This window comes from Parvibaculum sp. MBR-TMA-1.3b-4.2 (genome assembly GCF_053628815.1).
Genome location: NZ_JBRJHC010000001.1, coordinates 3,248,517 through 3,272,285, shown reverse-complemented (window position 1 = coordinate 3,272,285; position 23,769 = coordinate 3,248,517). Strand labels below are relative to the sequence as shown.

The following is a 23,769-nucleotide window of genomic DNA, read 5'->3' as shown; positions in this document are numbered from 1 at the left end:
AGCCGTTCCGCGCCTGCGAAAGCTGTGGCAGGTTGCAGCCCATGAGCGAGAACACGTCCGAAAACGCAGAACGCTGGGATTTCTGGATCGACCGGGGCGGCACCTTTACCGACCTTGTGGGGCGGAGCCCGGACGGACGGCTGGTGCCGCACAAGCTGCTGTCGGAAAACCCCGAACAATATGAAGACGCTGCACTGCAAGGCATGCGCGACCTCCTGGGTGTGGACGCGAGCGACCCGCTGCCCGGAGACCGCATCGGCGCAGTGAAGATGGGGACGACGGTTGCAACCAATGCGCTGCTGGAGCGCAAGGGCGAGCCGACATTGCTGCTTACCAACAGGGGCTTCCGCGACGCACTGGCCATCGGCTACCAGAACCGCCCTCACCTCTTCCGCCTGCGGATCGAAAAGCCCGAGCTGCTCTATGCGAAAGTGGCGGAAACCGGCGGGCGAATGAGCGCGGGCGGCGAGGAACTGGAAGCCTTCGACGCAGAAAGCGCGCGCGCTGCGCTGCAGGAAGCCTTCGACGAGGGCCTGCGGGCGGTGGCGATCTGCTTCATGCATGGCTATCGCTACCCGGCGCACGAAACCCAAGCTGCTGAAATCGCAAAGGAAATCGGCTTCACGCAGATTTCCACGAGCCATGGCGTGAGCCCGCTGATGAAATTCGTCGCGCGCGGCGACACGACGGTGGTGGACGCCTATCTCTCGCCGATCCTGCGGCGCTATGTGGACCGGGTGGCGGGCGCCATCGGCACGGACGACCCGGCGACGCGGCTTTTCTTCATGCAGTCCTCCGGCGGGCTGACGGAGGCGCATCTTTTCGAGGGCAAGGACGCAGTGCTGTCGGGGCCCGCGGGCGGCGTGGTCGGCGCGGTCGAGACCTCGAAACTCGCAGGTTTCAGCCGGATTATCGGCTTCGACATGGGCGGCACCTCCACCGATGTCTGCCATTATGACGGTGAGTTCGAGCGCAGCTTCGACAATGAAGTAGCGGGTGTGCGGATGCGCGCGCCGATGATGCAGATCCACACCGTGGCGGCGGGCGGCGGCTCCATCCTGCATTTCGACGGATCGCGGCTTCGCGTGGGACCGGACAGCGCGGGCGCGCACCCCGGACCGGCGGCCTATCGCAAGGGCGGGCCGCTGACGGTGACGGATGCCAATGTGCTCACCGGCAAGCTTATCCCCGATTTCTTCCCGAAAGTGTTCGGTCCGCAAGCTAACGAAGGGCTAGATAAAAGCGAGGTTGGGGCAAGGTTCGACACGCTTGCGGGCAAGGTTGGTTCCTTGCCCGAAGAGGTTGCCGACGGCTTCATCAGGATCGCCGTCGAGAACATGGCGCAGGCGATCAAGAAGATCTCCGTGCAGCGGGGATATGACGTCACCAGCTACGCGCTGACCTGCTTCGGCGGCGCGGGCGGTCAACATGCCTGCCTCGTCGCCGACGCGCTCGGGATGACGAAAATATTTTTCCACCCCTTCTCCGGCATCCTGTCCGCCTATGGGATGGGGCTCGCCGATATCCGCGCGCAGCGCGAGACGGCGGTGGAACGCGACCTCGACGGCGAGACGCTTGCCGCGCTGGAACCGGCACTGAACGAACTCGGCGAGGACGTGCGCGGCCAAGTGGAAACGCAGGGCGTGGACAAGTCGCGCATCGAGCTGAAGCCGCGGCTGCATCTGCGCTATGCGGGCACGGATACGGCGCTGATCGTGGATCACGGCGCGATGGACGAGGTGCTGGACGCATTCAGGACCGCGCACCGGCAACGCTTCGGCTTCACCATGGAAAAGCCGGTGGTCGTGGAAGCCGTGTCGGTGGAGGCGATCGGCAAATCGGCGGATGTGACCGAACGGCTCGACGCCGGGCGGCGCGAAACCGGCGAGGCATCGCCCAACCGGGTGACGCGCTTCTTCTCGCAAGGCGCATGGCACGAGGCCCCGGTCTATCTGCGCGAGGGCCTCGCGCCGGGGGACGCCCTCCCCGGCCCGGCGATCATCATCGAGCCGCAACAGACCATCGTCATCGAACCCGGCTGGTCGGCGGAAGTGACCGACCTCGACCATATCGTCCTGACACGGACGGAAGCGCGGGCGCAAAGCTTCGCCATCGGCACCGAGGCCGATCCGGTGATGCTCGAAATTTTCAACAATCTCTTCATGTCCATCGCCGAACAGATGGGCTTTACGCTGGAAAAGACCGCGCATTCGGTGAACATCAAGGAGCGGCTCGACTTCTCCTGCGCGGTCTTCGACACAAGCGGCGGGCTCGTCGCCAATGCGCCGCATATGCCGGTGCATCTGGGCTCCATGGGCGCGACGGTGCGCGCCATCATCGAGCAGAACCCGGATATGCGCCCGGGCGACGTCTTCGTGCTGAACGCGCCCTATAATGGCGGCACGCATCTGCCAGACGTGACGGTGGTGGCGCCGGTCTATCTGGACGAGGCGGACGAGAAGCCGACCTTCTACACAGCTGCGCGCGGGCACCATGCCGATATCGGCGGCATCACGCCCGGCTCCATGCCCGCGCATTCCACCTCCGTCGAGGAGGAAGGTGTGCTGATCGACAATTTCCGGCTGGTGGCGTCCGGCACCTTCCGCGAGGCGGAGATGCGCACGCTCCTGACAGGCGGAAAGTATCCGGCGCGCAATCCCGACCAGAACATCGCCGACCTCCGCGCGCAGATCGCAGCCTGCGAAAAAGGCGCGCAGGAACTCCGCAAGATGGTCGGCCAGTTCGGCCTCGACACGGTGCAGGCCTATATGCGCCATGTGCAGGACAATGCGGAGGAAAGCGTGCGCCGCGTGATCGGCGCGCTGAAGGATGCCGCCTTCACCCTGCCGCTGGACGACGGGTCCGAAATCCGCGTGCAAGTGAGCGTGGACAGGGAGGCGCGCAGCGCAACCGTCGACTTCACCGGCACCAGCGCGCAAAGGCCCTCCAACCTCAACGCGCCGGAAGCGGTGACGCGCGCCGCCGTGCTTTATGTCTTCCGCTGCATGGTGGATGACGACATTCCGCTCAATGAAGGCTGCCTGAAACCCATCGAGATCGTGGTGCCGGAAGGCTCCATGCTGGCGCCGCGCTATCCGGCCGCCGTGGTGGGCGGCAATGTGGAAACGAGCCAGGCGGTGACGGATGCGCTTTTCGCCGCGCTCGGCGCCATGGCCGCCGCGCAAGGCACGATGAACAACCTCACCTTCGGCAATGAGCGCTACCAGTATTACGAAACGATCTGCGGCGGCGCGGGCGCAGGCCCCGATTTCGACGGGGCGGACGCCGTGCACACCCATATGACCAATTCGCGCCTCACCGACCCGGAAGTGCTGGAATGGCGCTTCCCCGTTCTGCTGAAAGAGTTCAGCATACGGAAGGGATCGGGCGGCGCAGGCCGCCATCATGGCGGCGACGGTGCGGTGCGCGAGATCGAGTTCCTCGAAAAAATGAGCGTGTCGATTCTCTCCACACGCCGCATCGTGCATCCCTTCGGACTGGAGGGCGGCGGCGAAGCGGCCTGCGGCGAGAATTTCGTCCGCCGGTGCGACGGTCAACTCGAGTCACGCGCCGGTGCCGACCAGATGGACCTGGAGCCCGGCGAGAGCATCATTATCCGGACGCCGGGCGGCGGCGGTTTCGGCTGACAAAGTTTCATCCACAATCGATTTTCGGGGCAGATTCAAGCGCTTGCAGGGCATTGTTCAAAGAACCGAAATTCCATGCTGCAGCGCAGCCACGATTTTTCTTGCACGACACGGCCTTTCACCGTTCCAATCTTCTTCCTGACCCTGAAGCGGAGGCCAATAATGCTCGATGTTCTGGGAGTAAAGATCGGCTATCTCGCCACCGGGCTCGCACTGATCTATGTCGGCATGATCACCTTTGGCGTGATCTGACCGAACAAAGCCCCCCACAGGAATTGGAAAGGGCGCCGTGTACGGACGGCGCCCTTTTTTCTTTTGGGCCGTTCTCGTTCTTTTCTGCGATGTCATCCCGGCTCGTCCGGGCGATCCACGTCTTCCTTCCGCATCAGGGAAAAGTCTGTCACCCCGGGCTTGTCCCGGGGTCCAGAGCCGCAACCGCCGGACTCGACGCCCTGGATCCCGGCACAAGGCCGGGATGACATTTGTTGTTGAGCCAATGAAGATCGAATGCTCACGGGAACCGCTGTGCATACGCCTCCGGTGCGAGGTTGAGCGCGTTCACCGTGAAGGAAACCATGTGATAGAAGCCGGTGAGCACCAGAAGCTCAATGAGCTGCTCCGCTTCGAACTCTTCGGCCAGCTCCGCCCATAGCACATCGTCGATGGTCGCCGTCTCGTGCAACTGATCCACCATGCGGATGAGGAGCCGGTCATGTACGCTCCAGCACGCGGCCTCCGCCCCGTCGGGCGCGACGAGCGCCCGAGCCTCCGCCTCGCCGAACCCGACACGCTCGCCGAAAAGCGCCATATGGACGCCCCACTCATATTCCGCGCCGCACAGGCCGGTGGCGCGGTCGATGACGATCTCCCGGTCGCGGAGCGTGAGCGACCCCTTGTCGAGTAGCCCGCCCGCCATGAAGCGGCGGAAGACGCGGGGATTGACCGCCAGCGTGCGGAAGAGCGAAAGCGGCTCCACGCCGGGCGGCATGAGCTTTTCGAGCGTCTCTTCCATGTCTTTCTCATAGGGCCTCGGGGCCGGGGCGATACGTGCAGTCATCCTGTCTCTCCTTGCTACGTTTTCAGTAGCAAAAAGATGGTGCTTCTGTTTTAGTAGCGCAAGGCCTATTCTGCCTGCATGAGCGAGAAACGAAGAAAGGCGCCCAGACCGGGCACCCCCGTCAGAGGATCGTCAACGGGCCGCCCCGTCATGGTTCTGATCGACCTGTTGGGTCGGCGGTGGGTGTTGCGCATCCTCTGGGAACTGCGCGGCGAGACGCCCCTCACCTTCCGCGCCCTGCAGGGCGCCTGCGGCGGCATTTCACCCAGCGTGCTCAATGCCCGGCTCGCCGATTTGCGCGAGACGGGGATCGCGGAACATCGCGACGAGGAAGGCTATGCACTGACCCCGATGGGGCGCGAACTGCTGGACAAGCTGATGCCGCTCACCGACTGGGCGGAGCGCTGGGAACAGGCGCTGGAAAACAGGGAATAGCTGTCATCCCGGGCTTGTGCCGGGATCCAGGGGCGTCGAGTCCGGCGCTTGCGGCCCCTGGACCCCGGGACGAAGCCCGGGGTGACATTTGTGGTTGGGTTAATTCAGAAGACAAAAACTGGTGTCGTCCCGGCACTCGTTGCCGGGACCCACTCTCGGCCGTGCCATGTTGAAGCGCCAATGGGTCCCGGCCACCTTTGCACTCAAGGAGGGCCGGGATGACACTGAGAGAGGGTGGCGCCGGGGTAAAAAAAGGGCGCCGGTGGCCCGGCGCCCTTTCGCACTCCTTCGGCGCGTCATTACGAGGAGCGAAACGACGAAGCAATCCAGCGCTGAACCTGCCGCCACTGGATTGCTTCGCTATCGCTCGCAATGACGAAAAGCTTACGCCGCTTCTTCGTTTGGCTCCTGACCGGGCGTGTAGTTGAGGATCGGGGCGAGCCAGCGCTCCATCACCCTCAGCTCCATGCCCTTGCGCTCGGCATATTCGACGACCTGATCCTTCTCGATCTTGCCGACGCCGAAATATTCCGACTGCGGATGGCTGAAATACATGCCGCTCACCGAGGCGCCGGGCCACATGGCATAGCTCTCGGTCAGCTTCACGCCGATCTTGTCTTCCGCATCGAGCAGCTTGAAGAGCGCTTCCTTCTCGGTGTGATCGGGCTGCGCGGGATAGCCCGGCGCGGGCCGGATACCCTGATACTTCTCCTCGATGAGATCCTGACTGCTCAGATCCTCATCCGCCGCATAGGCCCAGAACTCCTTACGCACACGCTCATGCATATGCTCGGCAAAGGCCTCCGCCAGACGGTCGGCCAGCGCCTGGGAGAGAATGGCGCGATAGTCGTCATTCTTCTCCTTGAAGCCCTTGGCGATATCGTCCTCGCCGAAGCCCGCCGTGACGCAGAAGCCGCCGATATAGTCCTCGACGCCGCTATCCTTGGGCGCGATGAAGTCGGCAAGCGCATAATTCGCGCGCTCCGACGAGCGCTTCATCTGCTGGCGCAGCGTGTGGAAGACCTCCAGACGCTCCTTGCGGTCCTCGTCGGTATAGATCTCGATGTCGTCGACACCGATCTCGTTGGCCGGCCAGAAGCCGATGACGGCGCGCGCCTGCAGCCATTTTTCCTCGACCATCTGCTTCAGCATTTCCTGCGCATCGTCGAAGAGCGAGCGCGCGGCCTCGCCGACCTTGTCGTCCTCGAAGATCTGCGGGTAGCGGCCATGCAGCTCCCAGGTCTGGAAGAACGGCGTCCAGTCGATATAGGGCACCAGCTTGTCGATCGGATAGTCGTCGAAAACCTTGGTGCCGAGGAAGGCCGGCTTCACCGGCTTCCAGTCCTTCCAGTCGGCCTTGAAGCGGTTCTCGCGGGCGCCTTCGATGGTCTGGCGCTCCTTCTTCTCCTTGCCGGCGGCGTGCTTCTCGGCAAGCTCCTTGTACTTGTCGCGAATGTCCGTGATGTAGGCGTCCTTCTTCTCGGAGATGAGATTGGAGGCAACGCCCACCGCGCGGCTCGCATCGGTCACATAGATCGCCTGCCCCGCCTTGTAGTTGGGGTTGATCTTCACCGCGGTGTGGATCTGGCTCGTCGTCGCGCCGCCGATGAGAAGCGGCACGTTGAAGCCCTGACGTTCCATCTCGGCGGCGACATAGCACATCTCGTCGAGAGACGGCGTGATGAGGCCGGAAAGCCCGATCATATCCACCTTGTGCTCTTTCGCGGCTTCGAGAATCTTTTCGGCGGGCTGCATCACGCCCATGTCGATGACTTCGAAATTGTTACACTGAAGCACGACGCCCACGATGTTCTTGCCGATGTCATGCACATCGCCCTTCACCGTCGCCATCAGCACCTTGGCGGCGGCATCGTCGTCGGTGATGCCCATCTCTTCCTTTTCCTTCTCCATGAAGGGCATGAGATAGGCCACGGCCTGCTTCATCACGCGGGCGGATTTCACCACCTGCGGCAGGAACATCTTGCCCGAACCGAACAGGTCGCCGACGACATTCATGCCGTCCATCAGCGGGCCTTCGATGACATGCAGCGGGCGCTCGAACTGGTGGCGCGCTTCCTCGACATCTTCCTCGATATAGGCGTTGATACCCTTCACCAGCGAATGCGAGATGCGCTCGTTCACCGGCATTTCGCGCCAGGCGAGATCTTCCTCGCGCTTCTTGCCGCCTTCGCCCTTGTAGCGTTCGGCGAGATCCAGCAGGCGTTCCGTCGCATCGTCGCGGCGATTGAGGATCACGTCCTCCACCGCTTCGCGCAGCTCCGGGTCGATATCGTCATAGATGGCGAGCTGGCCGGCATTCACGATGCCCATATCCATGCCCGCCTGGATGGCGTGATAGAGGAACACCGAATGCATCGCCTCGCGCACGGGCTCGTTGCCGCGGAAGGAGAAGGAGATGTTCGACACGCCGCCCGAAATATGCGCATAAGGCAGGTTCTGCTTGATGAGCTTGCACGCCTCGATGAACTCGACGGCGTAGTTGTTGTGCTCTTCGATACCGGTCGCGACCGCGAAGATATTCGGGTCGAACACGATGTCTTCCGGCGGGAAGCCGATCTTTTCGGTCAGCAGCTTGTAGGCGCGCTCGCAAATCTCGAATTTGCGCGCGGTCGTGTCGGCCTGGCCTTCCTCGTCGAACGCCATGACGACAGTCGCCGCGCCATATCGCATGATCTTGCGGGCTTCATTGAGGAACTTTTCCTCGCCCTCCTTCATGCTGATCGAGTTCACGATCGCCTTGCCCTGGACGCGCTTCAGGCCTTCCTCGATGACATTCCATTTGGAGCTGTCGATCATGATGGGCACGCGCGCAATATCCGGCTCGGCCGCGATCAGGTTCAGGAACTTGATCATGGCCTCCTCGGAATCGAGCATGCCTTCGTCCATATTGATGTCGATGATCTGCGCACCGTTTTCGACCTGCTCGCGCGCCACCGAAAGCGCGTCGTCGTAACGGTCTTCCTGGATCATCTTCCGGAAGCGCGCGGACCCCGTCACATTGGTCCGCTCGCCGATATTGATGAAATTCGCCGTGGTCTGAGTCATCTCGCCCCGATCCTGCATTCTGTAAATTCAACTGGTCGCTGCCGCGCCCTTGTCGGCGCGCCGGGCGGACATCAATCCGCCGCGAAAGGCTCAAGGCCCGAAAGCCGCATCTTCCGTTCGATCTCGGGCACCTCACGCGGTTTGCCCGATTTCACCGCCTCGGCAATCGCCTTGATGTGATCCGGCGTCGTGCCGCAGCAGCCGCCCAGAATGTTGACGATGCCGGACGAGGAAAACTCGCCGACGAGCTTCGACATCTGCTCCGGGCTTTCATCATATTCGCCCATCTCATTGGGCAGGCCCGCATTGGGATGCGCGGACACATAGGTGTCGGCGATACGCGACAGCGTATCGATATGCTGGCGCATTTCCGCCGCGCCCAGCGCGCAATTGAGCCCGATGGAGAACGGGTTCACATGCCGCACCGAATTCCAGAAGGCTTCCGGCGTCTGGCCGGAGAGAAGCCGGCCGGACATGTCCGTGATCGTGCCGGAAATCATGACCGGCAGGTCGAGACCCGTCTCTTCCAGCACGTCCTGGATCGCATAGAGCGCGGCTTTCGCGTTGAGCGTATCGAACACCGTCTCCACCAGAAGCGTATCCGCGCCGCCTTCGATGAGGCCCTTGGCCGCTTCCATATAGGCGGCGTGGAGCTTGTCGAAATTGACATTGCGGAAGCCCGGATCGTTCACATCCGGCGAGATGGACGCCGTGCGGTTGGTCGGCCCGAGCGTGCCCGCGACATAGCAGACGCGGCCCGGATCTTCCTCTTCGCAAATGTCCGCGGCCTCGCGCGCAATGCGCGCACTTTCCACATTCATCTCATAGGCGAGATCTTCCATGTGGTAGTCGGCCTGGGCGATGCGCGTTGCGCCGAAGGTGTTGGTTTCGGCGAAGTCCGCGCCCGCGCGGTAATACTTCAGATGGATCTCGCGCAGAATGTCGGGCTGGACGAGCGAAATCAGCTCGTTATTGCCCTTCACGTCGCTCTCGTAATCCTTGAAGCGCTCGCCGCGATAATCCTCTTCACCCAGTTTGTATTCCTGGATCATGGTGCCCATGGCGCCATCGAGAATGAGCACGCGCTTCTTCACTTCCTCGCGGAGATAGGCGATGCGCTCTTCGCGCGTCTTGGGATGAGACATGAGTGTCTTCCTTGTATTCGAATTAAGCGTTTGAAACTCAGGCGGGCTCTGCGACCGCCGCATGTTTCGGGCGCATGCCCAGCACATGGCAGATCGCGAAAGTCAGGTCGGCCTGATTCAGCGTGTAGAAGTGGAACCGGTCGAAGCCGTAGCCGCGCAGCGTGTTCACCTGTTCGGTGGCCACATAGGCCGAGATGAGCTTGCGCGTCGGCAGGTCCTCGTCGAGGCCGGTGTAATAGTCCTCGAGCCAGTCCGGCACGGAGGCGCCGCAGCGGCCGGCCATACGCTTGATGCCCTTGAAATTGGTGGTCGGCATGATGCCCGGCACGATGGGCGCATCGATGCCCGCCGCACGCGCCTTTTCAAGGAACTCCGCATGGCGATCCGTATCGAAAACGAACTGGGTGATGGCCCGGTCCGCGCCCGCTTCGATCTTGCGCTTCAGAAGCTCGATATCGGCTTCGAGCGACTCCGATTCCGGATGCTTTTCCGGATAGGCGCTCACCGAGACTTCGAAATCGGCGATCTTCTTGATGCCCTCGATCAGATCCGGCGTGGACTGATAGCCCTCCGGATGCGGCTCGTACGGCGCGCCAAGCTCGGGCATGTCGCCCCTGAGCGCCACGATGTGGCGGATACCCGCATCCCAATAGGCGCGGATCACCGCATCCGTTTCCGCCTTGGAGGCGCCGACGCAGGTCAGATGCGCGGCAGGCTCGAGCGAGGTCTCGTTGCGGATGCGCTTCACCGTTCCGTGCGTGCGTTCGCGCGTGGACCCGCCCGCCCCATAGGTGACGGACACGAATTGGGGGTTAAGCGGTTCCAGTCGCTTGATCGATTTCCAGAGCGCTTCTTCCGCCTTGTCGTCCTTGGGCGGAAAAAACTCGAACGACACCTGCGTGCGTTCGTCGCCGGTCTTGCGGCTGTCAAAACCCATATTACTTGGCTCCTTCGAGTTGGCGCGCCTGCTTTGCCCCTGTGCCTTTCACGGCCGGCGTTTCCGCCTTGTCCGCGACCCAGATCAGGACGGTCAGCTTGGCGTCGTCATCCTTCTTGTTTTCTGTTTCAGGCGGCAGGCGCCTGACTTCCTTGAGGGACAGCCCGGCTTCGCTCAGCCAGTCCGCCACCTCCTCTTCCGAGAACCCGAGGCGCCGGTGCTGATGTTTCTCGCGCAGAAAGTCGAGATCGTGCGGCGCAAAATCCGCGATCAGCAGGCGTCCGCCCGGTTTCATCACACGGGCAGCCTCAGCTATGGCCGCCCCCGGCTCGTCCAGGTAATGCAGCACCATGTGCAGCGTCACCAGATCCACCGTGTTGTCCTGTACCGGCAGATCGTAGAGATCGCCCTGCCGTACCGAACAATGCTCAAGCTCCGGCTGGGCGAGATGCGCACGCGCAAAGCCCAGCATTTCCGGACTAAGGTCGATGCCATAGCCCGTTTTGGCGCGCGGCCCGAACAGCTCCAGAAGCCGCCCGGTGCCGGTGCCGAGATCCAGCATCACATCCATGCTCTCGTCGCCCGACAGGTCCAGCAACGCCGCTTCGACCTTGTCCTCGGGCACATAGAGGGACCTGATCCGGTTCCACTCTTCGGCATTGGCGCGGAAATACTCCGCCGCCTTTTCGGCCCGCGAGGCGCGAACCGCCTCCAGCCGCTCCAGATCCCGCGCGATCACGAGATCTTCCGAGGGGATGAGCGCCACCAGCTGCGCCGCGAGATCTGCCACGGGGCCCGCGCTCGCCAGCCGGTAAAACACCCAGCTTCCCTCCCGAAACCGTTCCAGAAGCCCGGCTTCGCACAGCAGCTTGAGGTGACGGCTCACCCGCGGCTGGCTCTGCCGCAGAATCTGCGTCAGTTCCGTCACCGTCAGTTCGCTCCTTGCCAGAAGCGCCATCAGCCGCAGACGAGTAGGCTCGCCTGCCGCCCTCAAACCTGAAAGAAGCTGCTCCACGCGCTGTCCTCCGTTAATCACCGCGCAGATATAAACATATCTTTATGTGTTTTTCAAAGGCCTGCTCGCCCTAAACTGCGTCCGTCCGCAGCAATTCGGCAACAGCCATGGTTAAAATGGCTGGTTGCCGCCGCGTCCGCATCTGGCAGCCCCCCCTCACTTATGGTACCTAGAAGCCAAGCTGGACCGCTGAGTTGCGCCCCCCGAATGCAATTTTCCCGGCGCATTCATTGGAATTTAAGCGATCTGAACCACTTTGGTCGTAAGGGGTACCGGGGGTGCCACCGACATTGCCGAAGCCGAGGACGCAACCGCCAGGCACATGAACCCGGTGGCAATGGGGTTTCGACACCCTACGTTGTGGTATCCGACGCCAATATGGCACCGGGATGACGGGCAGAAAGAATGATGAAGAGAATGGTGAGGCCTTTGAAAAGGCGGCTGACGGCAAATAGCGCGGCCCTCATTCTGGCGGTCGCAGCCCTGACGGCGACGTCGCAAAGCGCTTTTGCGGTCTCCGCGGGCGGCGATTCGGCGGCGATGCAGGCCACGACCGTCGATTCGGACCCTGCCGATGCCGACGATTCCAACGATCCGCTGGAACCGGCCAACCGTTATTTCTTCGAGTTGAACCGCTTTCTGGACACCATCGCCCTGAAACCCATGGCGACCTGGTATCGCGGCGTCGTGCCGGGCGTGGGCCGGAATGCCGTTCGCAACTTTCTCGACAATCTGAAAAGCCCGGTGATTCTCGTCAACGACCTGCTGCAGGGCGAATGGGACCGCGCGGGCACCACCGCAGAGCGCTTCGGCATCAACTCCACCGTCGGCGTGCTGGGTCTTTTCGACCCGGCCGAGGGATGGGGCATGCCGCAACACAGTGAAGATTTCGGCCAGACACTGGGCACATACGGGGTGAGCGAAGGCCCCTATCTCTATCTGCCGGTGCTCGGCCCCGCCCCGCCCCGCGACCTGGCGGGCTTCGGCGTGGACCAGTTCTTCGATCCGCTCACCTATATCTATTGGAACAAGCCCAAGACGGTGCCGGTGACGCGCTTCGTGGTGAACGGCATCGATCAGCGCGCCCGCAGCCTCAACGCCCTCGATCAGATCGAGCGCACCTCGGTGGACTATTACGTGACGATCCGCAGCCTGTATCGACAGAGCCGCAGGAACGAGATCGCCAATGGCCGCACGGATGTGAACGACCTGCCGGATATCGAAAACCTAAATTTCGACACAAACGAACCGAACACTCCAAGCAGTTGATTAAGGACCGTTCGCCTGCGGCGTAATCGGCTGCCGGGGCCGGGGTACCCAATACGCGGTGAGAACCCGCCAAAGGAGACGATTGAATGACGATCACCTCCCCGAAGCCGGCAGCCACCGGCTTCTTTCAAACGCTTCTGAACGCCGTCGCCAAGCCCGCGGGCACCGCGGCGCTTGCGCTGGGCATCGCTCTTTCGGGCATACTGGCGACAACGCCCGCCCACGCCGCTTCCGACCAGAAGGCGATCAAGTTCGTCGAGGATCTGGGAGCCGAGGCCATCGGCGTCATTTCCGACAAGTCGGTCGGCAAGCAGGCCATGGAAGACAAGTTCCAGACGCTGCTCCAGAAAAATGCCGATCTGAGAAAGATCGCCGCCTTTTCGCTGGGCCGCTATGTCCGCACGCCGAACGACGCGCAGAAGACGGAATATCTCAAGCTCTTCGAGACCTTCATCGTGAAGGTCTATGTCACCCGCCTCTCCGACTATAATGACGAGAAGTTCGACGTGACGGGCGCGCAGGAGAAGGGCTCCAAGGGCCGCGAAGTGATCGTGTCGAGCCAGATCAGGTTCACCAACGGACGCCAGCCCGTGGATGTGAAGTGGTGGCTCCTGCGCGAAGACGACGGCTTCAAGGTCTTCGACGTGAACGTCGCCGGCATCTGGCTCGCCCAGGAGCAGCGCGACCAGTTCACCTCAATCCTGAACAGCAATAATGGCAACTTCCCCGCTCTGCTCGATCACCTGAAGACGAAGATCGGCCAGGCTGAAAAGGGCCAGGTCAACGCCGCCATGTCGGATGGCAAGAACAACGCGAACTGACCGGTTTTCAAGGCTCCGGGGCAACAAGGCTCCAAGGCAAAACGGCGCGGGATACCCCCCGCGCCGTTTTTTTTCGCCTTGATGATATGAAAATCGATAACGGGACAATCGTTAACGATATCGATTCATTTCCCGTTAAATGCTTGGGAAAAGAATGCCCCCGTTAAAGAAGCAGTGCGCGACGGGATCCGCGAGTGACGGCAGTTTTCAAAAATACGAGTAACGACGCCAGTCCGGATGCCGGGCGCTCGCCGACGAGCCTCGCCTTTCAGCGTGCCTGGGAAGCCATCGAGAAAACCGGCCCCATTCCGGACAAGGCGCAGTTCCGCGCGGAGCGCTTCGCGGCCTTCCTGCCGATCATCTTTCTGCTGGAACTCAATGCAGGCCCCGAAAACCGGCTGATCGTCCGCCTTGCCGGGGAAAGGTTCCGCAGTGGATTGGGGCTAAACCCGACGGGGGAGAATTATATCGATTACGTTACCAGAGAGCATCGGCCCAACTCCGGCGCATCGCTCTTCAGCCTGTTCGACACGCCGCCGCGCGGACGTTGGGTCCAGAAGACCCTCGTCCACGGAAGCGGCTTCCGCCAGGACATCACCTTCACCCAGTTTCCGATGATTTCGAAAGCGGACGGGCAGCGCTTCGTGATCGGTATCGCGGAAGGCATCCGCGAGGACCTGCGGCACGCCCCGGATGGCCGCTTCCATTTCGAGAATGGCGGCACCGACCTCTTCATCGACATCGACACGTAGGACGAGGGCCGATCGAGCCGGATCGGTCACCCGCGAAAACGTGGATGGCCCGGACAAGCCGGGCCATGACACATATTCTTCCTGACGCCCCCGCTCCTAGCGGCTGAAACGCTTGTACTTGATGCGATGCGGCACTTCCGCTTCCGGGCCGAGGCGGCGTTTGCGGTCTTCTTCGTAATCCGCGTAATTGCCTTCGAACCATTCCACATGGCTGTCGCCCTCAAAGGCCAGCATGTGGGTGGCGATGCGGTCGAGGAACCAGCGGTCATGCGAGATGACCACGGCGCAACCGGCGAAGTTCACCAGCGCATCTTCCAGCGCGCGCAGCGTATCGACATCGAGATCGTTGGTCGGTTCGTCGAGCAGCAGCAGATTGCCGCCGGACTTCAGCATCTTGGCCAGATGCACCCGGTTGCGCTCACCGCCTGAAAGAAGGCCGACCTTCTTCTGCTGGTCGCCGCCGCGGAAGTTGAAAGCCCCCACATAGGCGCGGCTGTTCATCGTCGTCTTGCCGAGTTCGATAATGTCCGTGCCGCCGGAGATTTCCTCCCACACCGTCTTGTTCGGATCGAGATCGTCGCGGCTCTGATCGACATAGCCGAGCGTCACCGTCTCGCCGATCTTGAGCGTTCCTTCGTCGGGCGTCTCCTGCCCCGTCAGCATCTTGAAGAGCGTGGACTTACCCGCACCGTTGGGACCGATCACGCCGACAATGCCGCCGGGCGGCAACTGGAAGGAAAGATCGTCGATCAGCAAACGGTCGCCGAAGCCCTTTTTCAGATGATCGGCCTCGATGACCGTGCCGCCGAGACGCGGCCCCGGCGGAATGATGATCTGGGCGCGGCCTTCCTGCGCGCGGCCGGCCTCCGCCAGCAGCTCGTCATAGGCGTTGATACGCGCCTTGCTCTTGGCCTGACGCGCCTTGGGGCTCTGCTTGATCCATTCAAGCTCGCGCGACAGCGTGCGCTGCTTCGCCTCGTCCTGCTTGGCTTCCTTCTCGAGCCGCTTCTCCTTCTGCTCAAGCCATGAGGAATAGTTGCCCTCGTAAGGAATGCCCTGCCCGCGGTCGAGTTCGAGGATCCAGCCCGTCACATTGTCGAGGAAATAGCGGTCATGGGTGACGAGCACCACGGTGCCCGCATATTCCTTGAGGTAGTTCTGAAGCCAGGCGACCGATTCCGCATCGAGATGGTTGGTCGGTTCGTCGAGCAGCAGCATGTCGGGCGCTTCGAGCAGCAGCCGGCACAGCGCCACGCGGCGGCGCTCGCCGCCCGACAGCGTCGAGACGTCCGCATCGCTGTCCGGGCAGCGCAGCGCATCCATCGCCATCTCGACCTGGCTGTCGAGATCCCAGAGGTTCTGCGCGTCGATCTGATCCTGAAGCGCGGCCATCTCTTCCGCCGTCTCGTCGGAATAGTTCATGGCCAGTTCGTTGTAGCGGTCGATCATCGCCTGCTTGGGCGCCACGCCCAGCATGACATTGCCCTTCACATCGAGGCTGTCGTCGAGCTGGGGCTCCTGCGCGAGATAGCCGATCTTCGCGCCTTCCGCCGCCCAGGCCTCGCCCGTGTACTCCTTGTCCACGCCTGCCATGATCCGCAGCAGCGTCGATTTACCCGCGCCGTTCAGACCGACAACGCCGATCTTGGCGCCGGGGAAGAACGAAAGACGGATGTCCTTCAGAACCTGCTTGCCGCCCGCATAGGTCTTGGACAGCCGGTCCATGACGTAAACATACTGATAAGAGGCCATACGCCGCTTTCCTCGCTTGGACGCCGGGTAAACCCGGCCCGTTTTGTCGGGATTTGGATTTGGCCCTCCTTCTATCGGATCGGCGTTTTTCGGGCAACGCCGCTCACACCGGAGCCTTTTCAGGCGGGCCTCATGGTTGAGACGGCGGGGAATCGCGCTAGGTCCCCTGTGACGTCTTTGGTGACGTCTTTAGCGACACCATGATCGACGCTATTCACGGCGCCATTCGTCACGTTTTCTGCCGCGTTAACCATAGCGCTACCTTTCACATTGATTGTCACACCTGTTGCCATGTCTACCCAAGGGAGAAGCTGGATGCTCCGTTCAGACCGCTCACACATCCGAAACGCAGCGCTGGCCGTGCTGGCCCTGGCCGCCGCGTCCTTTGCGCCCGCCGCCATCGCGACGGCGCAGGCCGCCACCATGCCCCAGATGCAGGCGAGCTTCGCCGAGACCCGCGCCCAGGGCCGCGCCGCCCTGCTCTCGCGCATGATTGCCGAGATCGGCGCCCGGCCCGACGAAGCATCCGCCATTCTGGACGCGGCCATCGCCGCCTCCCCCGCCGATGAGAAAATTCTGCGCGCCACCGCCTCGGCCGCTTTCCCGCAGACCGAATTCGCCGCCGCGCCCCAACCGGCAGCCGAAACGGCAGCCAAGGAAGAAAAGCCCCGCATTTTCACCGGCGAGGTGGCGGCAGGCGCCAATGTGACGTCGGGGAATACCGACTCCACCGCGGCCAGCCTGTCGACGGCGCTGCAATGGGACTTCGGCAAATGGGAAGTCGAATCCAATGGCAGCCTGGAATACGCCTCCGATGGCGACACCAAGACCACGCAGCGCTACTACCTCGACAGCACCGTCAGGCGCGACCTGAACGAACGCCTCTATGCGTTCGGATTTGCGAGCTACACGGACGATCAGTTCTCCGGCTACAAATACGAGACGGCGGGCAATGCCGGTCTCGGCTACCGCATCTATACCGGCAAGGTTTTCAAACTCGATGTCGAAGCCGGTCCCGGCTATCGCTATAGCGAATTGACGAACGGCGGCGTGGAGACCGAACCGACCGCGCGTATCGCCTCGGGCCTCGTCTGGAACCTGAACGACAATGCGAAACTGACCAACGATATTGCGGTCAATGTGGGAACCGACAAGACGATCTCCACCGACACGCTGGCGCTCACCACCAAGCTGATCGGCGCCCTTGCGGCCCGGGCCTCGGTGGAACTCCGTCACAATTCCGCGCCGCCCGCCGGAAGCGAGGAACTGGACACCACGTCCAAACTGTCGCTGGTCTATTCCCTGAACTGAGAGTTCTTCGCAACGCAACGGGGGCCTGCCTAATCCGCAAGCGCGGAGCGAAGGCAGGCTGCCCATTTTTCAGGCTATCGCAGTGCAGCAACGAAAAATTGCTGCCTGACGGAGCAAATTCCCCCCTTGGCACGGACGGATTCCCCTTCATACTCATAATGCTTGCTCACGCCGCCGACATGGCGGCGCGAAAGGGGGGCGCCTTTGCGGCAGCTTCCACAGGCTCGAAAAAAAATGGAAGGAGTGTCCATATGACAGGCCGACACTGGACCAAGACGCTGCCGATGCTGGCGGCCGCCGCCTTGGCGGGAAATCTGATGACCAGCCCCGTGCACGCCGAGGACAATGTCCTCTACGTATACAACTGGTCCGACTACATCGCCGAGGACACGGTACAGAAATTCGAAGACGAGACCGGTATCAAGGTCACCTACGACGTCTATGACAGCAACGACGTGCTGGAAGCGAAACTGCTCGCAGGCAATTCCGGTTACGACGTGGTCGTCCCCTCCGCGTTCCCCTATCTGGAACGCCAGGTGAAGGGCGGCGTCTACATGAAGCTCGACAAGAGCAAGATCCCGAACTTCAAGCTGCTCGATCCCGGTCTGATGAAGACCGTCGCGCAGGCCGACCCCGGCAACGAACATGCCGCCATTTACATGTGGGGCACGACGGGCATCGGCTACAACAAGGCCAAGATCGACGAGATCGCGCCCGACGCGCCGACGAACAGCTGGGACATGGTGTTCAAGCCGGAGATCGTCTCCAAGTTCAAGGATTGCGGCGTCGAGATGCTGGACGCGCAGGGAGACATGATCCCGATCGCGCTCAACTATCTGGGCCTCGACCCGAACTCGCATGACGCGGCCGACCTGCAGAAGGCGCAGGATCTGTTCATGAAGATCCGCCCCTATATCCGCACCTTCAACTCCTCGGAATACATCAACGACCTCGCCAATGGCGATGCCTGCCTCGTGGTGGGCTGGTCGGGCGACATCCTGCAGGCCCGCGACCGCGCCGACGAAGCCGAAAACGGCGTCGAGGTCAATTTCGTGATCCCGAAGGAAGGCACGCTGGTCTGGTTCGACAACCTCGCCGTGCCGAAGGATGCGCCGCATCCGGAGAATGCGATGAAGTTCATCAACTTCATGCTGTCGCCGAAGATTGAAGCGGCGAACTCCAACTACATCGCCTATGCGAACGGCGTACCCGCCTCCAAGGAATATATCGACGACGACGTGAAGAACGATCCGTCGATCTATCCGACCGAGGAGGTCCAGGAGAAGCTCTTCGTGGCCAGGACAGCGCCCACGAACTTCCAGCGCCTGATGACGCGCGCATGGACCAAGATCCGCACGGGTCAGTAAACGAAAACATGAAAGGCCGGATGGAACCCCATCCGGCCTTTTACATATGCAGCCTCCCGGGATGAGTTTTCACCACAACAAAACGGGTACCGACGTTGAGTGATACGAACGCACCACCAGAAGCAAGCGGTATGCGCCTGTACCGCTTTTTCGAATTGCATGGCCGCCGCATGACGCTTGCAGCCCGCAAGCTGGGCATAACCGGCCGCTCACTCGTCATCGGCATTCCCTTCGCCTGGCTGTTCCTGTTCTTCGTGGTGCCCTTCGTCATCGTGCTGAAGATCAGCTTCGCCACGCAGATCATCGGCATTCCGCCCTATACCGACTTCCTGGACTGGAGCGGCGGCGGCTGGTGGCCGACATTCAACATCGACACGTCCAACTACGAATTCCTGCTTTCCGATTCTCTTTATACGGTCGCCTATCTGACCTCGATCAAGATCGCGGTCGTCTCGACATTTCTCTGCCTGCTGGTCGCCTATCCGATGGCCTATGGCATTGCGCGCACGAGCCCGCGCTATCGCAACATCTTCCTGTTGCTGATCATCCTGCCCTTCTGGACCTCGTTCCTGCTGCGCGTCTATAGCTGGATCGGGATCCTGAAATATAACGGACTGCTGAACAATTTCCTCATCTGGACCGGCATCATCAGCGATCCGCTGCCGATGCTGCACAATGATTTCTCGGTCTATCTGGGCATCGTCTATTCCTACCTGCCCTTCATGCTGCTGCCGCTCTACGCCAACCTTGAACGGATGGACAAATCGCTCCTCGAAGCGGCCGCCGATCTCGGCGCCTCCAAGACGCGCGCCTTCTTCACGGTGACGGTGCCGCTCTCGATCCCGGGCGTCATTGCCGGATCGCTGCTCGTCTTCATTCCCGCCGTCGGCGAATTCGTCATCCCCTCGCTGCTGGGCGGCACGAGCACGCTGATGATCGGCCGGGTGCTGTGGGACGAATTCTTCCAGAACACCGCATGGCCGGTCGCCTCATCCGTCGCCATCGTGATGCTGCTCATCCTGGTCGTGCCGATCATGGTGTTCCAGCGCTTCCAGATGAGAGAGGACTAGGCTCATGAACAAGGGAAACTCTCTTTTCATCAAGACCATGATGCTGCTGGGCTTCGTCTTCCTCTATGCGCCCGTGCTGCTGCTCATGCTCTATTCCTTCAACGAGTCGAAACTCGTGACGGTCTGGGCCGGCTTTTCCACCAAATGGTATGCGGCGCTGCTTCAGGACGACCAGATCCTCAATGCGGCCTGGCTGAGCCTGAAGATCGCGGCGATCAACTCCACCATCGCCATCGTCATCGGAACGCTCGCGGCCATCACGCTGGTCCGGTTCGGCAAGTTTCTGGGCCGCACCATGATGACCTGGATGATCGCCGCCCCGCTCGTCATGCCCGACGTCATTCTCGGCCTGTCGCTGCTGCTGCTCTTCGTGTCGATGAGCGCCGTCATCGGCTTCCCGGAAGGGCGCGGCATGCTGACGATCATCATCGCGCATGTCACCTTCTCCTCCGCCTATGTCTCCGTCATCGTGCAGGCCCGCCTGTCGAGCCTCGACCGCTCCTATGAGGAAGCCGCGATCGACCTCGGCGCGGGGCCCGTCACGGTGTTCCGCACGGTGACGCTGCCGCTCATCATGCCCTCGGTCATCGCGGGCTGGCTCCTGTCCTTCATCATGTCCTTCGACGACCTGGTAATTGCGAGCTTCGTGAGCGGCCCGTCCTCCTCGACGCTGCCCATGGTGATCTTTTCCAAGGTGCGCCTCGGCCTCAATCCGGAGATCAACGCGCTTGCCACCATCGTCATCACGCTGGTCTCGATCGGCGTCGCGGCGGCGGGCATCGTGCTCGCCCGGCAGGCGGCGAAAGCCAACAATCCCGGCGGCATGGGTGCGGCCTTTGCCCAGGCGGCGGACTAAAGACGGGTCGTCATTGCGAGCAAAAGCGAAGCAATCCAGAGGCGGCAGGCTCAAGCGCTGGATTGCTTCGTCGGCTACCGCCTCGCGCGCATGACAGTTTTGGGGTAATGAACCCGCGCCTCAGAACCCGGGCGCATCGACGCCGGGGAGAGGCAGCCTGAGCCACCAGATCGCCACGACGAGGGCGGCGAGCAGTACGCCCCACATGACGAAATTGGTGATGACGGAAGCGCGCGAGGCCTTCTGCTCCCACCAGGTGCGCGGCTTGATGCCCTTGGCGACGAACACCGCCTGGGCGGCGAGATTGACGCAGACCACATTGACGCCGAGCAGCACGGCGGCACCGATGGCGCCCTGCCAGTCGCCCGCCCCAAGCATGATCCCCGCGGTCACGGCGGGCGGCATCAGCGCCACGGCGACCATGACGCCGACCAGCGCGCTCGACAGCCCCGTGATGAGCGACAGCACCGCCGCCGCGCCGGAAGCCAGCGCCAGCGCCACGGCGTCATAGCCGGTCACGGTACGGCTGACGAGCTGATGCGCGGTAAACCCGCCGGTCCACACCAGGGCGGTTGCCGCACCCACCATCAGCGTGACGGAAATGCCGGCCAGATTGCTCACCATGGAGCGGATCATGAGTTCGCGGTCGCCCAGCGCGGTCGCCAGCGCAAAGGCGAGATTAGGCCCGAGCAGCGGCGCGATGACCATGGCGCCGATCACGACGGCCAGATTGTCGTCGAGCAGCCCGATGCCGGCCACGATGGCCGACAGGATGACAAGGATGAAAAACGAGGAATCGGGCTCCGCGCCGCGCGCCACCTCATCGTAGATTTCCTCGCGGCTGGCGGTGCTGCCCGCAAAGGCGCTGCGCCGCTCCGCCGCCTCGCGCTCAGGCTTGGGCACCATTGCTTCCACCGGCAGGACGACGGCGCGCCAGTCCTCGCCCCGCCCCACGGCCTGCTGCACGGCATCGGTGAACCCCTGCACCTTCTTCGTCTCGCACACGATGCGCACGAAGCAGCGCTTTTCCTCCACGCTTCCGTCCAGACCGACGAATACGTCGTCGGCCTCCTGCTGCTCGGCCAACGCCTTCAGCGTGTCGGCATAGCCCTCGGGCGCCGTTACCTCGACCACACGAAGCGTCATGGAAAGCCGTCTCCCCAGATGAAATGGAAGAAGAGCCTAGCGGGCGAACGGCCTTGCCGCATCATGGAAAAACGGATTGTCACCCCCGGCGGGCCAGATAGGCGTCGGCCAGCTCGACAAGCCGCTCGCGGCCGAAGCTCGGATCATGGCCCGCATGGACGACCCGCACAGGCAACTCCCGCAGGCGCTTCATGGTGCGGACATAGACCTCGATATCGGCGCCCTCGATCTCGTCGAGCAGCGGCCCGTCGTAAATAGCGTCACCAGAAAAGAGCGTGCCCGTCGCCTCTTCCCACAACCCGATACTGCCCGGCGAATGGCCCGGCAGATGCAGCACCTCGAAATGCCGGTCGCCGAGATCGACGATATCGCCCTCGGTGACGATTTCCGTGACGACGGCGCCCTTCAGCTCATAGGCGTCGATGTCATAGCCTTCATAGGGCAGCGCCGTGATGAGATCGCTGTCGAGCTCGTAGCCCGCGCGGCGCAGGCTTTCGACATAGGCGGGATTCATGTCCGCCAGACGCAGCGTACCGCGATCGCGCGGCGCGCGGAGATCGTCCGCCTCCAGCTCATGCACCAGATTGTCGTCGAACTCGTGATGCCCGCCGACATGATCGATATGGGTGTGGGTCGCAACGGCGGTGATCTTTTTATCGAGCAGATTGACCGCCGCTTCCCTGAGGCTGGCGACCCCCATGCCGGTGTCGATCATCAGATCGCGGTCGCGGCCCCGCACATGCCAGATATTGCAGCGCATGAGCGGCACGACATGCGGCTCCCACAACAGCGTGATGTCGTCGCCGATGCGCTTCATCTCGAACCAGCGGTCGGCAATGGGCAAGCTCGTCATCGGCAAACTCCGGTACGCGTGTGAAGCGACATGATGAGCCCTGCCGCACGGCCCATCAACCGCGCGGCAAGGGCGACCACGGCTGAAACCGCTGTTTCCCGGCACCAAAGAAATTACCGGGCCGGGGGAAGCATGTTAATGTGGTTCATTATGGCGATTCCAGCCCGAGCGCAGGAACGCTTTCGAAGTTTTTGGGGGACGACCGAACAATGAAATATGCGAATGCGACGCGCGGCACGCTGATCGCCGCGCTGGGATTGCTTGTGACCGGCTTCCCGGCCGCAGCCGATGCAAGGTCGAGAATCGAAACAGACAGCTCCAGCTCCGTCGTCCAGGACGGCGCCGGCCTCGCCGCCGCCGGACAGACCGCCGGCTTTATCGCCGACCATCTGACAGGCGGCACGGGCGGCACGGGCACGCAGACCAGCGCCGCCGGAACGACGGGCGTCGCGGCGGGCGACGGCGCGGCGGCGGCGGGAACGCTCTGGTTCAACGCCGGTGCGATGCATGTCGACGACAGCCATGCGGGCGCGAATTACGACGGCGATATCTACAATGCCGTGCTCGGCTACGATATCGACCTGACGGACAAGCTGACGCTCGGCCTTGCCGGCGCCTATGAGCGCATCCGCATCGACACGAAATACAATAGCGGCACGCTGAAGGGGAATGTGTGGAGCATCGCGCCCTATCTCTCCTATCGCATCGACGACATGCTGAGCTTCAACGCGACGGTCGGCCATAGCTGGGCGGATTACGACGTCACCCACACGGTAAGCGCGACCGGCAGCACGAACGGCAAGCGCTGGTTCGGCGCGGCGAACCTCGTCGCCGAACAGAATGTCGAGGCGTGGCGCCTGTCGGAAACGCTGGGCTATCTCTATGTCTCGGAAACGCAGGACGCCTATACCGAAAGCGGCATCGGCGCGCTGACCGTGGCGGAATCGAAGCGGCATCTCGGCCAGATCCGCGTCGGCGGCAAGGCGGGCTATGAAATCCCGACAAGCTTCGGCCATGTGACGCCCTATCTCTCGGCGCGCGCGGAATTCGACGTGAACAAAAGCTCGGATGTGGTGCTGACCAGCGGCGCCACCGTCTCGCGCGACGATTTCGGCGCCACCTTCGGCGCAGGCGTGGACGGCTCCATCGGCGGCAATATGGATTTCCGCCTGGAAGCCACCACCGAGGCCTTCCGCGACAACTACAAGGCCTATGGGATCTCGGCGACGGTTTCGCTGAAGTTCTGAGGACTAATCGGAAAACCAGGAAG

The 23,769-nt window shown here is 62.3% G+C and carries 16 protein-coding genes and 1 pseudogene; 10 read left to right on the top strand and 7 right to left on the bottom strand.

The window, feature by feature from the left end; genetic code table 11:
- Positions 1–41: 41 nt before the first annotated feature.
- On the top strand, positions 42–3,647 hold the full coding sequence (locus ACSSVQ_RS15665) for a hydantoinase B/oxoprolinase family protein (RefSeq protein ID WP_454184272.1): 3,606 nt from the start codon (positions 42–44) through the stop codon (positions 3,645–3,647).
- 511 nt (positions 3,648–4,158) lie between these two features.
- Here the strand turns inward: ACSSVQ_RS15665 and ACSSVQ_RS15660 are convergent.
- A complete protein-coding gene (locus tag ACSSVQ_RS15660) occupies positions 4,159–4,704 on the bottom strand; it encodes a carboxymuconolactone decarboxylase family protein (RefSeq protein WP_454184271.1) in 546 nt (181 codons plus the stop codon).
- A 150-nt stretch (positions 4,705–4,854) separates the two neighbouring features.
- Between ACSSVQ_RS15660 and ACSSVQ_RS15655 the strand changes: the two genes are divergently transcribed.
- Positions 4,855–5,139, top strand: a complete 285-nt coding sequence (locus tag ACSSVQ_RS15655; RefSeq protein WP_454184270.1) for a winged helix-turn-helix transcriptional regulator — start codon at positions 4,855–4,857, stop codon at positions 5,137–5,139.
- A 384-nt stretch (positions 5,140–5,523) separates the two neighbouring features.
- Here ACSSVQ_RS15655 and metH read toward each other — a convergent pair.
- The 3 genes and pseudogenes from metH to ACSSVQ_RS15640 all read right to left on the bottom strand — a co-directional run bounded on the left by metH (position 5,524) and on the right by ACSSVQ_RS15640 (position 11,302).
- A pseudogene (gene metH / locus ACSSVQ_RS15650) lies at positions 5,524–9,350 on the bottom strand (methionine synthase).
- A gap of 37 nt (positions 9,351–9,387) precedes the next feature.
- On the bottom strand, positions 9,388–10,287 hold the full coding sequence (gene metF, locus ACSSVQ_RS15645) for a methylenetetrahydrofolate reductase [NAD(P)H] (protein ID WP_293324967.1): 900 nt from the start codon (positions 10,285–10,287) through the stop codon (positions 9,388–9,390).
- A gap of 1 nt (position 10,288) precedes the next feature.
- Positions 10,289–11,302, bottom strand: coding sequence for a metalloregulator ArsR/SmtB family transcription factor (locus ACSSVQ_RS15640; RefSeq protein ID WP_454184269.1), 1,014 nt, complete (start codon positions 11,300–11,302; stop codon positions 10,289–10,291).
- 417 nt (positions 11,303–11,719) lie between these two features.
- Between ACSSVQ_RS15640 and ACSSVQ_RS15635 the strand changes: the two genes are divergently transcribed.
- The 3 genes from ACSSVQ_RS15635 (at position 11,720) to ACSSVQ_RS15625 (ending at position 14,144) form a co-directional block, all read left to right on the top strand.
- Positions 11,720–12,571, top strand: coding sequence for an MlaA family lipoprotein (locus tag ACSSVQ_RS15635; protein WP_454184268.1), 852 nt, complete (start codon positions 11,720–11,722; stop codon positions 12,569–12,571).
- A gap of 86 nt (positions 12,572–12,657) precedes the next feature.
- Complete coding sequence (locus ACSSVQ_RS15630) at positions 12,658–13,392, top strand: MlaC/ttg2D family ABC transporter substrate-binding protein (protein WP_454184267.1); 735 nt, start codon at positions 12,658–12,660, stop codon at positions 13,390–13,392.
- Positions 13,393–13,586: 194 nt separating this feature from the next.
- Positions 13,587–14,144 carry a hypothetical protein gene (locus tag ACSSVQ_RS15625; protein WP_454184266.1) on the top strand — a complete coding sequence of 186 codons (558 nt, stop codon included), beginning with the start codon at positions 13,587–13,589 and terminating at the stop codon, positions 14,142–14,144.
- Between the two features lie 96 nt (positions 14,145–14,240).
- Here the strand turns inward: ACSSVQ_RS15625 and ettA are convergent, their stop codons facing one another.
- Entirely contained in the window at positions 14,241–15,896 is a 1,656-nt protein-coding gene (gene ettA, locus ACSSVQ_RS15620) for an energy-dependent translational throttle protein EttA (protein ID WP_454184265.1), read from the bottom strand.
- A gap of 315 nt (positions 15,897–16,211) precedes the next feature.
- On the opposite strand from ettA, the gene ACSSVQ_RS15615 reads away from it, so the two are divergent.
- The 4 genes from ACSSVQ_RS15615 (at position 16,212) to ACSSVQ_RS15600 (ending at position 20,500) form a co-directional block, all read left to right on the top strand.
- Positions 16,212–17,207, top strand: coding sequence for a DUF481 domain-containing protein (locus tag ACSSVQ_RS15615; protein ID WP_454184264.1), 996 nt, complete (start codon positions 16,212–16,214; stop codon positions 17,205–17,207).
- 251 nt (positions 17,208–17,458) lie between these two features.
- Positions 17,459–18,574: a polyamine ABC transporter substrate-binding protein gene (locus ACSSVQ_RS15610; protein WP_454184263.1), complete on the top strand. Its 1,116-nt coding sequence runs from the start codon at positions 17,459–17,461 to the stop codon at positions 18,572–18,574.
- Positions 18,575–18,744: 170 nt separating this feature from the next.
- Positions 18,745–19,644, top strand: a complete 900-nt coding sequence (locus ACSSVQ_RS15605; protein WP_454184709.1) for an ABC transporter permease subunit — start codon at positions 18,745–18,747, stop codon at positions 19,642–19,644.
- A gap of 4 nt (positions 19,645–19,648) precedes the next feature.
- On the top strand, positions 19,649–20,500 hold the full coding sequence (locus ACSSVQ_RS15600; protein WP_293324989.1) for an ABC transporter permease subunit: 852 nt from the start codon (positions 19,649–19,651) through the stop codon (positions 20,498–20,500).
- A gap of 120 nt (positions 20,501–20,620) precedes the next feature.
- Here ACSSVQ_RS15600 and ACSSVQ_RS15595 read toward each other — a convergent pair whose 3' ends face one another.
- The gene (locus tag ACSSVQ_RS15595) at positions 20,621–21,646 is read right to left on the bottom strand and encodes a TIGR00341 family protein (protein WP_454184262.1); all 1,026 of its coding nucleotides are present in this window, start codon (positions 21,644–21,646) and stop codon (positions 20,621–20,623) included.
- A gap of 79 nt (positions 21,647–21,725) precedes the next feature.
- Positions 21,726–22,499 (bottom strand): MBL fold metallo-hydrolase, encoded by a 774-nt coding sequence (locus ACSSVQ_RS15590; protein WP_454184261.1) that lies wholly within the window; start codon positions 22,497–22,499, stop codon positions 21,726–21,728.
- 209 nt (positions 22,500–22,708) lie between these two features.
- Here ACSSVQ_RS15590 and ACSSVQ_RS15585 point away from each other — a divergent pair, with 209 nt between their 5' ends.
- Positions 22,709–23,746: an autotransporter outer membrane beta-barrel domain-containing protein gene (locus ACSSVQ_RS15585; RefSeq protein WP_454184260.1), complete on the top strand. Its 1,038-nt coding sequence runs from the start codon at positions 22,709–22,711 to the stop codon at positions 23,744–23,746.
- Positions 23,747–23,769: the final 23 nt, after the last annotated feature.

Excerpts from the sequence above, each read along its gene's own strand:
- ACSSVQ_RS15665 (WP_454184272.1), top strand. The coding sequence starts at position 42 with ATGAGCGAGAACACGTCCGAAAACGCAGAACGCTGGGATTTCTGGATC.
- ACSSVQ_RS15660 (WP_454184271.1), bottom strand. The coding sequence starts at position 4,704 with ATGACTGCACGTATCGCCCCGGCCCCGAGGCCCTATGAGAAAGACATG.
- ACSSVQ_RS15655 (WP_454184270.1), top strand. The coding sequence starts at position 4,855 with ATGGTTCTGATCGACCTGTTGGGTCGGCGGTGGGTGTTGCGCATCCTC.
- metF (WP_293324967.1), bottom strand. The coding sequence starts at position 10,287 with ATGGGTTTTGACAGCCGCAAGACCGGCGACGAACGCACGCAGGTGTCG.
- ACSSVQ_RS15635 (WP_454184268.1), top strand. The coding sequence starts at position 11,720 with ATGGTGAGGCCTTTGAAAAGGCGGCTGACGGCAAATAGCGCGGCCCTC.
- ACSSVQ_RS15630 (WP_454184267.1), top strand. The coding sequence starts at position 12,658 with ATGACGATCACCTCCCCGAAGCCGGCAGCCACCGGCTTCTTTCAAACG.
- ettA (WP_454184265.1), bottom strand. The coding sequence starts at position 15,896 with ATGGCCTCTTATCAGTATGTTTACGTCATGGACCGGCTGTCCAAGACC.
- ACSSVQ_RS15615 (WP_454184264.1), top strand. The coding sequence starts at position 16,212 with ATGCTCCGTTCAGACCGCTCACACATCCGAAACGCAGCGCTGGCCGTG.
- ACSSVQ_RS15610 (WP_454184263.1), top strand. The coding sequence starts at position 17,459 with ATGACAGGCCGACACTGGACCAAGACGCTGCCGATGCTGGCGGCCGCC.
- ACSSVQ_RS15605 (WP_454184709.1), top strand. The coding sequence starts at position 18,745 with ATGACGCTTGCAGCCCGCAAGCTGGGCATAACCGGCCGCTCACTCGTC.
- ACSSVQ_RS15600 (WP_293324989.1), top strand. The coding sequence starts at position 19,649 with ATGAACAAGGGAAACTCTCTTTTCATCAAGACCATGATGCTGCTGGGC.
- ACSSVQ_RS15595 (WP_454184262.1), bottom strand. The coding sequence starts at position 21,646 with ATGACGCTTCGTGTGGTCGAGGTAACGGCGCCCGAGGGCTATGCCGAC.
- ACSSVQ_RS15590 (WP_454184261.1), bottom strand. The coding sequence starts at position 22,499 with ATGACGAGCTTGCCCATTGCCGACCGCTGGTTCGAGATGAAGCGCATC.
- ACSSVQ_RS15585 (WP_454184260.1), top strand. The coding sequence starts at position 22,709 with ATGAAATATGCGAATGCGACGCGCGGCACGCTGATCGCCGCGCTGGGA.